Genomic DNA, 1491 nt, shown 5'->3' on the forward strand with positions numbered 1-1491 from the left:
GCGAACCGTCCAGTGAGCGCGAACTCCGGTCAGCCCAGATCGCCGAGCGCTGTCTCGATCCCGCGGTGGAAGGTGGGGTAGGCGTAGATCATCGAGCGCAACGTCTCGACAGGGACCTCGGCGTGGACGGCGACCGAGAGGGCGCCGAGCACCTCACCGCCGGCCGGTCCCATCGTCGTGGCACCGACCAGCACCCCACGGCCGGCGTCCTCGACGAGCTTGAGGATGCCCTCATTGCCCGGCCCCTGGATGAAGCCACGGCTCGTCTGCGCGATGGGGACCGACCCGGTGCGCACGTCGATGCCCTGGTCGCGGGCCTGCGCCTCGGTGAGTCCGACGGCTCCGACCTCTGGCTCGGTGAAGGTGACCCGCGGGAGTGCCCGATAGTCCGCGGCTGGTCCGTCCTGGCCGAGGAGGTCTCGCACGACGATCCCCGCCTGGTACATCGACACGTGCGTGAAGGCGCCCTTGCCGGTGATGTCCCCGATCGCCCACACCCCGTCGGTGACTCGGCACCGGTCGTCGACAGGGACGGCGTGGGCGCCAGGATCGACGCCGACCCGGTCGAGACCCGCGGCCGCCGGGTCGACCCGACGCCCGGTGGCGACGAGGAGTCGTTCGCCCGTGACGCTGGAGCCGTCATCGAGGCCGAGCTCGACGCGCCCGTCACTCGCGCTGACCTTGGTGGCGGTTGCCCCGAGGCGCACCTGGACGCCCTCGTCCTCGAAGAGCTGCCGGAGCCGGTCGGAGGCCTCGGGCTCCTCGTTCGACAGGAGCCGGGGGCCGGACTCGACGATCGTGACGTCGACCCCGAACCGGGCCAGGACCTGGCCGAACTCGCAACCGATCGCGCCGCCGCCGAGGATGACGATCGAGCTGGGCAGCTCACGCGCCTCCACCAGATCGCGGTTGGTCCAGATGTCGACGTCCTCGATCCCGTCGATCGGGGGGATGAGCGGGTTCGTGCCGGTGTTGACGACGATCCCCCGACCGATCGCGTACGCCTCTCCGTCGACCTCGACCTCGTTGGCGCTGACGACCCGACCGGTGCCGCGGACGAACGTGGCGCCCTTTCCGGTGAGCCGGTCGACAGCGGCCTTGTCGTCCCAGTCGTCCGTCGCCTCGTCCCGGATCCGGTCCGCGACGGGACTCCAGTCGGGGATGACCTCAGCCGTCGCCCCGGCCAGCAGGGGCACGCGGCGTGCCTCGGCGAGCGACGTGGCCGCCCGGACCATCATCTTCGAGGGAATGCAGGCCCAATAGGGGCACTCCCCGCCGACGAGCCGATGGTCGACCGCGAGGACGGACAGACCTGCCGACGCGAGCTCACCCGCGACGTGCTCACCGCCCGGACCGAGACCGATGACCGCGATGTCGTAGCGCTGCGTAGCCATCGTCCAGTGTTACCCATTCACCCCACCACGTCGAAGGGCCAGTTCCCGACGGGAGCCGGCTGAGCGGCATACGACGGTTAGTGGCCCTTCGTCGGTT

Annotated in this window: 1 protein-coding gene; it reads right to left on the minus strand. The window is 70.7% G+C overall.

The annotated features are described in order from the left end of the window. Positions 1-29: 29 nt before the first annotated feature. The gene (locus tag N864_RS22195) at positions 30-1394 is read right to left on the minus strand and encodes a dihydrolipoyl dehydrogenase family protein (protein WP_034722680.1); all 1365 of its coding nucleotides are present in this window, start codon (positions 1392-1394) and stop codon (positions 30-32) included. Positions 1395-1491: the final 97 nt, after the last annotated feature.

Origin of the sequence: Intrasporangium chromatireducens Q5-1 (assembly GCF_000576575.1) — a bacterium.
Taxonomy (GTDB): domain Bacteria; phylum Actinomycetota; class Actinomycetes; order Actinomycetales; family Dermatophilaceae; genus Intrasporangium_A; species Intrasporangium_A chromatireducens.